Origin of the sequence: Streptomyces sp. SID5785 (assembly GCF_009870065.1) — a bacterium.
GTDB lineage: Bacteria > Actinomycetota > Actinomycetes > Streptomycetales > Streptomycetaceae > Streptomyces.
Map to the genome: position 1 here is coordinate 1 of NZ_WWIA01000401.1, position 8,929 is coordinate 8,929.

General features: G+C 75.6%; 8 protein-coding genes and 1 pseudogene. 4 read left to right on the forward strand and 5 right to left on the reverse strand.

What is annotated here, in order from left to right; all coding sequences use genetic code 11:
• Nucleotides 1–741, reverse strand: a 741-nt coding sequence (locus tag GTW43_RS13265) for a glutamate-cysteine ligase family protein (protein ID WP_237536569.1), incomplete at its 3' end; no start/stop codon positions are given.
• A gap of 239 nt (nt 742–980) precedes the next feature.
• Between GTW43_RS13265 and GTW43_RS13270 the strand changes: the two genes are divergently transcribed.
• Complete coding sequence (locus GTW43_RS13270) at nt 981–1,838, forward strand: TIGR02452 family protein (RefSeq protein ID WP_161301869.1); 858 nt, start codon at nt 981–983, stop codon at nt 1,836–1,838.
• On the opposite strand, the gene GTW43_RS13275 is transcribed toward GTW43_RS13270, so the two are convergent.
• On the reverse strand, nt 1,823–2,215 hold the full coding sequence (locus tag GTW43_RS13275; protein ID WP_161301875.1) for a type II toxin-antitoxin system PemK/MazF family toxin: 393 nt from the start codon (nt 2,213–2,215) through the stop codon (nt 1,823–1,825). The genes GTW43_RS13270 and GTW43_RS13275 overlap by 16 nt on opposite strands.
• A gap of 296 nt (nt 2,216–2,511) precedes the next feature.
• Between GTW43_RS13275 and GTW43_RS13280 the strand changes: the two genes are divergently transcribed.
• Nucleotides 2,512–3,537, forward strand: coding sequence for a glycosyl hydrolase family 18 protein (locus GTW43_RS13280; protein WP_343245991.1), 1,026 nt, complete (start codon nt 2,512–2,514; stop codon nt 3,535–3,537).
• Nucleotides 3,538–3,552: 15 nt separating this feature from the next.
• Here GTW43_RS13280 and GTW43_RS13285 read toward each other — a convergent pair whose 3' ends face one another.
• Nucleotides 3,553–4,971 (reverse strand): amidase, encoded by a 1,419-nt coding sequence (locus GTW43_RS13285; protein ID WP_161301871.1) that lies wholly within the window; start codon nt 4,969–4,971, stop codon nt 3,553–3,555.
• A 107-nt stretch (nt 4,972–5,078) separates the two neighbouring features.
• Here GTW43_RS13285 and GTW43_RS13290 point away from each other — a divergent pair, with 107 nt between their 5' ends.
• A complete protein-coding gene (locus GTW43_RS13290) occupies nt 5,079–6,146 on the forward strand; it encodes a LacI family DNA-binding transcriptional regulator (RefSeq protein WP_161301872.1) in 1,068 nt (355 codons plus the stop codon).
• 58 nt (nt 6,147–6,204) lie between these two features.
• Here the strand turns inward: GTW43_RS13290 and trxA are convergent, their stop codons facing one another.
• Nucleotides 6,205–6,597 carry a thioredoxin gene (gene trxA, locus GTW43_RS13295; RefSeq protein WP_161301873.1) on the reverse strand — a complete coding sequence of 131 codons (393 nt, stop codon included), beginning with the start codon at nt 6,595–6,597 and terminating at the stop codon, nt 6,205–6,207.
• Nucleotides 6,598–6,739: 142 nt separating this feature from the next.
• Here trxA and GTW43_RS13300 point away from each other — a divergent pair, with 142 nt between their 5' ends.
• Entirely contained in the window at nt 6,740–8,164 is a 1,425-nt protein-coding gene (locus GTW43_RS13300) for an NAD(P)/FAD-dependent oxidoreductase (protein WP_161301874.1), read from the forward strand.
• Here GTW43_RS13300 and GTW43_RS13305 read toward each other — a convergent pair.
• Nucleotides 8,161–8,929 (reverse strand): annotated as a pseudogene (locus tag GTW43_RS13305) (hypothetical protein); the annotation flags it as partial. The gene GTW43_RS13300 and the pseudogene GTW43_RS13305 sit on opposite strands and share 4 nt — an antisense overlap.

An 8,929-nucleotide genomic window follows, 5' to 3' on the forward strand; every position in this document is an offset into this window, starting at 1 on the left:
CATCACCGGCGCGTCGAGCACCCGGGCGACCCAGGCCGCACGCGGTTCCACGGCCGGTGCGGGCGCGGCGGACCGGCCCGCGTCGATCTGCTCCCACAGCAGTTGCCGCGTCGAGCGCCAGCCGGTCGGACGGCCGGACAGGAACGGTGAGTTGGCGAACGCCGCGACGAGCACGGCGCCGAGCCGGTGCGCGAGCTCCCAGCGGCGCGCGTGGCCGAGCGGTCCCGGCTCCTCGTACCCCGCGTCCAGACACACCTGGACCGAGGCGGAGGAGCACATCATGGAGCGGCCGGCCGGGCCGGCGCGGTCGAGGGAGGCCTCCAGGGCGTCGTAGCGGGGCCGCCGCAGGAGTCGGCGCGGTGGCCGCCACGGGTCCGTGCCGTGACCGGCCAGGACGAGTCCGTGACGGCGGAGCGCGGTACGGACGGCGGTCAGATCGGCGCGTACGGCCGAGACACAGTCCGTCAGCGTGGCGGCGGGGAGCGAACTCAGCTCCAGCTGGCCGCCGGGTTCCACGGTGAGCGCGGAGCTCAGCGGGAGGGCGCGCAGCGCGGCGTAGGCCGCGTCGAGCCGTTCGGGCGGTAACGGGAGGCGGGGCCGGTGCGTCTCCTGGACGATCCACTCCAGCTCCACGCCCACCGTGCGCGGCGGGCCGGTCTTGAAGCAGATGCCCTGTACCAGAGCCTCCGCCTCGGCCTCGGTGACCAGGTCACCGAGCGTCGTACAGTCACCCTCGGTCATGCCGGGATCCTCCTGGTCCGTTCGCTTCCATGGTCCCTGGTGGGGACCGCGCCGTCGATTCGGAACCGTGCGGTGCGCCCGCCGTATGCGGCGGCGCCCGTCCCACCCAAGACGCTCGTGCGCCGTCGCACAAGAGTGCCCCCGGCATCCGGCCGGATCCCGGCGCCGAGCGGAAAACCTGTTGCCGTCCGGTCACCGGCGCCCCACGATCTGTTCATGGCAACGACGGGGGAGCGGGCGTGAGTGCCCGGCTGCGCGGGATCGCGCAGGACACGGAGAAGATCGTCGCGGCGGGGGAGTACACGACGGGCGCGGGCGCCGTCGTGCGGATCGCGGACGCGGTGGCCGAGGCCAGGGCCGGTACCCGCCTGTACGGGCCCGAGCCGGTGCCCGTGGCCCTTCCGGACGGCGCCGCGGCCCGGACCGGGACCGCGGTGGTCACGGTCACGGGTGAGAGCAGCCTCGACGCGGCCCGCAGGATGACGACGGCGCGCCCGGAGCCGGTCGCCGTGCTCGACTTCGCGTCGGCGCGCAACCCGGGCGGCGGGTACCTCAACGGGGCGCAGGCCCAGGAGGAGGCCGTCTGCCGCGCCTCCGCGCTGTACGCGTGCCTGACCGAGGTCCCGGAGTTCTACGCCCACCACCGCGCCGACCGGGACGTGTTCTACACGGACCGGGTGATCCACGCGCCGGGCGTCCCCGTCTTCCGCGACGACACGGGACGCCTGCTCGACGCGCCGTACCGGGTGGGCTTCTTGACCTCACCGGCGCCGAACGCGGGAGTGATCGCCCGCACCACACCCGAACGGGTGGCGCTGATCCCCGCGGCGCTCGCCTCCCGCGCCGAGCGCGTCCTGGAGGTCGCCGCCGCGCACGGATACCGGCGGCTGGTCCTCGGAGCCTGGGGCTGCGGCGTGTTCCAGAACGATCCGGCGCAGGTCGCCGAGGCCTTCGGGGCCGCGCTCACGGGCCGGTTCGCCGCCGCCTTCGACGAGGTCGTCTTCGCGGTCCTCGACCGCACCCGGGGCGCCGCGACCCGCTCGGCCTTCGAGCGGGTCCTCGCCCCGGCGGCGGCGCACGGTCAGCGCCAGCCGTAGCGCTCCCGCAGCCGCAGCACCACGAGATCGAACCGGCCGCGGTCCAGGGCGCAGGCCTCGCGCCGCATCCCACGCTCGTGCACCCGCAGCACCCGGTCCAGGTCCACCCAGGAGTCACGGCCCTCCCGGTCCCAGGGCCCCGACCCGAGCGCCACCCACTCGCGGTCGGCGTCGTGGCGCTTGCTCGACAGCTGCACGGCGAGCAGCGTCCCGGCCGCCTCGCGGGCCACGACGAGCACCGGGCGGTCCTTGCCGCGCCCGTCGTTCTCCTCGAACGGCACCCAGGTCCACACGATCTCGCCGGGGTCCGGGTCGCCGTCGTGCGCGGGCGCGTACTCGGTGCGCACCCGCCCCACCGAGCGCGGCGCGGCCTCCACCGTGGCCGTCGCGCCGGCGCGCCCCGGATGCTCCTCGTGCGCGCGGCCGTCCGTGCGGCCGCCCCGCGCCCTGCTGCCGTCCGCCGTGTCGTCTTCCGTAAAGCTGGTCACACGGGTCACGTTAGAGCCTGGACGGCGCAATCCGCGCGGCGGGTCGGCCACGGGCCGGACAGGCTCGGCCCATGGCACGACGACACACACCCCGCGCCCCGCGTCCCCGACACGCCGTCCGCGCACGGCGGTTGTCCCGCACGGCCCCAAAGACCCTGACCGTCCTGGCTGTTCTGGCCGCTCTCGTGGCCGCTCTCGTGGCCGGTCCCGGCGCCGCCGTCGCCGACAGCACGCCCGCCACCACCGACGGACCCGGGCGGGCACCGGCCCGCACCGTCTCCGCCTGGCTCCCGTACTGGGACCAGGAGAACGCGTATCGCACGGCGCTCGCGCACGCCGCCCAACTGCACACCGTCAGCCCGTTCTGGTACGAGACCCGATCCGCGGGCCGGATCACCGGCTTCCCCGGCGCGGGGGAGCGCCGCATCATCGAGGGGCTGCACGCCAAGGGCGTCCGGGTCGTGCCGACGGTGATGGAACAGCTGCCGCCCGGCGCCCTCGCCGCCGTCCTGACCGACGCCGGCCGGCGGGCCGCCCACGTCGACGCCCTGATCGACCTCGTGCGCAGCCGTGCCTACGACGGACTCGACATCGACTACGAGTCCATCGCGCCGACGCCCACCGACACCTATCCCGCGGTGCGCGACGGATACGCCGACTTCGCGACCGCCCTGTGCAGCCGTCTGCACGCCCTGCACAAGCAGTGCGTGCTCACCGTCACCCCCAAGACCCGCGCCACCGGCCGCATCTGGGACTACCGGCGGCTCGGAGCCGTCGCCGACCGGGTCCGCATCATGGCGTACAACCTGCACGACGCCGCCGGAGCGGCGGGACCGCTGTCCACCCCGCGCTGGTACGACGAGATCCTCGCCCGTGCCACCGCCGACATCCCGCCCGCCATCCTGGAGACGGGTCTGCCCGCGTACGGCTGGGACTGGACGCGCGGCCGCACCGGCCGCGCCGCGCACGTCACCACGAAGGAGGCCGACGCGCTGCGCCGCAGGCAGGGTGCGCCCTACGCACTGGACCCGGCGTCCCGCACCCCGCACTTCACCTACCGCAAGGACGGCGCGGTGCACGACGTCTGGTACCAGGACGCGCGCGGCGTCGCCGCCCATCTGCCCGTGCTGCGCAAGTACGGGGTGCGCCACACCGCCCTGTGGGCGCTCGGCTTCGAGGACCCCGCGCTGTGGCGCACCCTCGCGACCTGATGCGCCGGCCGGTCCTCAGGGCCGTGTTCCGCCCTGGACGGCGTCCGGGCGGAGCTCGAACCAGCGCTGGTCCGCCTCCAGTTGCGCCGCCAGCGAGATGAGGAGCGGCTCGCTGTGGGCGGGCCCGAGCAGCTGCGCGCCGACCGGGAGCCCGCCGCCGGCGAACCCCGCGGGCACGTTCACCCCGGGCCAGCCCAGCACGTTCCACGGCCACGCGTACGGGCACGCGGCGATCATCGCCCGGTCCGTGCGCCAGCCGCTCAGTCCCGCCATCGCCCCGATGCGCGGCGGCGGTGTCGCCGTCGTCGGCGCGAGCACCACGTCGTACGTGTCGAACACGGCGCCCACCCGCCGCTGCAGCGCGGCCTCGGCACGCCGCGCGAGCCGGAGCGGGCCCGCGCCGAGCGCCCGCCCCATCCGCGCCGCCTCACGCGTGCGCGGATCGAGGAGCGAGGGATCCGGCACCCGCTCCAGCCAGTCGGCGATGCCCGCCGTCGCCCGCGGCACGAACGCCAGACCGATCTGGCCGTACCGCGGATCGGCCTCGGCCACGTCGTGCCCGAGCGCCGCCAGCCTCTCGGCGAGCGCCACGACACGCGACCTGACCTGCGGATCGAGCTGCTTCGGCGATGCCGTGAACGGCATCTTCAGCGACAGGGCGATCCGCAGCCGCCCCGGATCGCGGTGCGCCGCCCGCGCCGCCTCCACCGCGGGCGGCCGGTGCAGATCGCCCTCGTGCGCCCCGCTCGCCGCGTCGAGCAGCAGCGCCGCGTCCGCGACGGTGCGCGCCAGCGTGCCGTTCACGGTGATGCCGTGGAACGCCTCGGCCCACGGCCACGTCGAGATCCGGCCGCGCTGCGGTTTGATGCCGACCAGGTGCGTCCACGCCGCGGGGATGCGCACGCTGCCCGCCCCGTCCGAGCCGAGCGCCGCCGGCACCAGCCCCGCCGCGACGGCGGCGGCCGAGCCGCCGGACGAACCGCCCGGCGTGTGGCCGGGCGCCCACGGATTGCGCGTGTCGCCGAACCCGGCGCCCTCGGTGAACGGCCACTGGCCCAGCTCGCAGGTGTTGGTCTTGCCGACGACGACCGCGCCCGCCGCCCGCAGCCGCCGTACCGCCTCGGCGTCCCTGGCCTGCGGCGGGAACTCCCCGGGGCAGCCGAACGCGGTCGGCTCCCCGGCCACGTCCATGTCGTCCTTCACCGCCACCGGCACCCCGAGCAGCGGCAGCCGCTCCCCGGCCGCGAGCCGCCGGTCCGCCGCGTCCGCCTCGGCGAGCGCGGCCCCGGCACGCACGCGCCGGAACGCGTTCAGCACCGGCTGCGCGGCCTCGATGCGCTCCAGCGAACGCTCCACCAGCGCGCGCGACGTCGTCGTCCCCTCCGCGAGGGCCCGCGCGGCGTCCTCCAGACCCGGCAGCGTCTCCGTGGCCATCGGGTACCTCCCCTTCCCCTGTGGTGCAGGCACGTTAGTGGCCCGGCGGTGCGACAGCACGCCCGGGGGCGAAGGCCGGGCACGGATCTGGAAGGATGCCCCGGGTCATGGTGCAGATACCGAATCAGCAGCCCGACCCGTCGTCCCCCGCGGCGCCGTCCCCGCGGTCCGAGCAGCCCCCGCCGGCCGGTTCCGCGCCGGCCGCCGTGCCGACGAGCGCGGACGTCGCGCGCCTGGCCGGGGTCTCGCGCGCCACCGTCAGCTACGTCCTCAACAACGCCGGCGCCGTCCGCATCAGCGAGCCCACCCGGCGCCGGGTCCGCGCCGCCGCCCGCGAGCTCGGCTACGTCCCGCACGCCGCCGCCCGCAGCCTGCGCGCGGGCCACACCCGCATCGTCCTGCTCCCCACCCCGGAGATCCCGGTCGGCCCGCTCTACAGCGCCGTCCTCAACGAACTCCAGTGGGCGCTCAGCCGCCTCGACCACACGGTCGTGCAGTACGGCAGAGTCGGTCTGACCGGCGACGACGCGGCCCGCGCCTGGGCCGAGCTGCGCCCCGTCGCCGTGCTCGCGCCCACCGGCATCGGACCCGACGGCATCGCCGTGCTCCGGCGCTCCGGGGCCAAGGCCGTCATCACGCTCGGCCCCGAGGCGGTCGAGGGCGCCCACGCCCTGCTCATGGACCACAGCGAGGTCGGCCGCGCCGCGGGGGAGCACCTGCGCTCGCGCGGCCACGACCGGATCGGGGTCGTGATGCCCCGCGAACACGGCCTCGACGCCTTCGCCGGGCCCCGCCTCGCGGGCATCCGCCGCACCGGCGCCGACACCGTCCCGCTGCCGCTCGGCTACGAGGAGGAGGACGCCGCCCGGCTCGTCGGGGAGATCCGCGCCGCGGGCCTGCGCGCGGTCTTCGCGTACAACGACGAGTACGCGATGCTCCTGATGCGCGCGCTCCAGGACACCGGCACCGACGTGCCCGGGGACGTCGCCGTGATGGGGGCCGACGACCTGATGCTCGGCCGGCTGCTGCGCCCGCGGCTGAGCACCGTCCGCATGGAGCTGCCCTCCGGCCGGGAGATCGCCGCACTCATCGACCGGCTGGTGCGCGACCCGTCCGGCGAACCCGTCGTACGGGACGTGCTCGGGGCGACCGCCGTCGCCCGGGACTCCACCTGACACACGCGTGGGCCGGACCCCGTCCGGGGTCCGGCCCACGCGGCGGCGTGACGCGCCCTCAGCCCTCGTCGGACTGCTGCTCCTGCTTCTGCTGCTCGGCGATGGACTTGCGGACCTCGTCCATGTCCAGGTTGCGGGCCTGGCCGATCACGTCGTCCAGCGCCTCCTGCGGCAGCGCGCCGGGCTGCGCGAACACGGCGACCTGGTCCCGCACGATCATCAGCGTGGGGATCGACTGGATCCCGAAGGCGGAGGCCAGCTCCGGCTGCGCCTCCGTGTCGATCTTGCCGAAGACGAGGTCCGGGTTGGCCTCGGCGGCCTTCTCGTAGACCGGTGCGAACTGCTTGCACGGTCCGCACCAGGAGGCCCAGAAGTCGATCAGCACGAACCCGTTCTCGGTGACCGTCTGGTCGAAGTTCTCCTTGGTCAGCTCCACGGTGGTGCTGCTCATGGTTTTTCCCTCTTCCTGCTTCATGGGTCGGGGGCGAAGCCGTCGGGGGCATTGCCGCTGTGCACAACGGTCCGCGGGACGGACCTATTCCGCCCACGTACCCATGTGGCCCGTACGCACACCTGCGACCACACTGGTCGCTATGACGGATGACAAGGCGTACGACGTGGTGGTGCTGGGAGCGGGACCGGTCGGGGAGAACGTCGCCGACCGGGCACGGGCCGGAGGCCTGAGCGCGGCGATCGTGGAGAGCGAGCTCGTGGGCGGCGAGTGCTCGTACTGGGCGTGCATGCCCAGCAAGGCGCTGCTGCGGCCGGTGATCGCCCGCGCCGACGCCCGCCGCGTGCCCGGACTGCGTCAGGCGGTGCAGGGACCGCTCGACGCGCAGGCCGTCCTCGCGCACCGCGACGACTACACCTCCCACTGGAAGGACGACGGCCAGGTCGACTGGGTGACGTCCATCGGCGCCGACCTGTACCGCGGGCAGGGCCGGCTCGCCGGGCCCCGCACCGTGACGGTGACCGCCGAGGACGGCACCGTCACGACGCTCACCGCCCGGCACGCCGTCGCGGTCTGCACCGGTACCCGCGCCGCCCTGCCCGACCTGCCCGGCATCGGCGAGGCCAAGCCCTGGACCAGCCGGGAGGCGACCAGCGCGGCCTCCGTCCCCGGGCGGCTGATCGTCGTCGGCGGCGGCGTGGTGGCCGCCGAGATGGCCACGGCCTGGCAGGCGCTCGGCGCGCAGGTCACGATGCTCGTACGGGGCGACGGGCTGCTGCCGCGCATGGAGCCGTTCGCCGGGGAGCTCGTCGCCGACGCGCTGCGCGAGGCGGGCGCGGAGGTCCGCACGGGCGTCTCGGTGACCGCCGTCGAGCGGACCGGCGCCACGGTCACCGCCACGCTGGACGACGGCTCCGCCCTGGAGGCCGACGAGATCCTCTTCGCCACCGGCCGGGCCCCGCGCACCGAGGACATCGGACTGGAGACCGTCGGTCTCGTGCCCGGCGACTGGCTGGAGGTCGACGACTCCCTGCGGGTCGTCGGCAGCGACTGGCTGTACGCGGTCGGGGATGCCAACCACCGCGCGCTCCTCACCCATCAGGGCAAGTACCAGGCCCGGATCGCGGGCGCCGCGATCACCGCCCGGGCCGCCGGCGTGCCGCTCCTGGAGACCGACCGCTGGGGCGCGCACAGCGCCACCGCCGACCACGACGCCGTCCCCCAGGTCGTGTTCACCGACCCGGAGGCGGCGAGCGCGGGCCTCACCCTGGCCGAGGCGGAGGCGGCCGGCCACCGGGTGCGCGCCGTGGACCAGGACCTCGCGGGCGTCGCGGGCGCGGGGCTGTACGCCGACGGGTACACGGGCCGCGCCCGCATGATCGTCGACCTCGACCGTGAGGTCCTGCTCGGCGTCACCTTCGTGGGCCCCGGCGTCGGCGAGCTCATCCACTCGGCGACGATCGCCGTCGCCGGAGAGGTCCCGATCGACCGGCTCTGGCACGCGGTTCCCTCGTACCCGACGGTCAGCGAGGTGTGGCTGCGTCTCCTGGAGGCCTACCGGGGCTAGGCACGCCCTGGACCGCCGAGCCCCGCGGTCCCGGCCCAGGGGGCAGGGCCGGGACCGCGGCGGCGGCCCGACCGCCCGAGCAGCGCCCCCGCGACGCCGAGCACCACGCCTGCGCACGCCGACGCCGTGGGGACCGACGAGGGGATGCCCAGGTACTCGGTGATGCCGAGAATCCGGTGCAACCCCCAGGGCAGCAGCGCCACCTGGTCGTTCCAGGTGCTCAGGAAAGCCTCGGCGCCGACGGCCCGGGCCACCGCGCCGAGGACGACGAGCGGGAGGGCGCAAGCGGTGAGCACCCGGCCCAGCGCGCGGCGCCGCCCCAGGGCGGTGCGCAGCGCCCAGAAGGCGGCGGGGATCACCCACAGGAAAAGGGCCCACGCCACCGTCACGTAGAGGAATCTGCCGTGCGGCGAGGTCCAGAACGCGAACCAGTAGTAGCCCGGCCCCCGGACGCAGAGGACTCCCAGCAGCAGCACCGAGCGCAGGATCGCCACACCGCCGACGGCGGCGGCGAGCGCCGGCCAGGCGCGGCCCGCGGCCGCCCGCAGGACCGCAGCGAACACCAGCCACGTTCCGAGCGTGACGGCCACGTGCATCGGCGCCAGGAACCAGGTGTGGATGCCCCGGCTGAGCGCGAGGACGAGCCCGGGGACCAGCCACAGCACGATCCGGTCGGCGCGCCCGGTCGGCGGCGGCGCCGTGCGGGCGCGCCATGGCCTGAGCGCACCGGCGCCCAGGGCGCGCAGCCCGGCGGCGCCCGGCAGG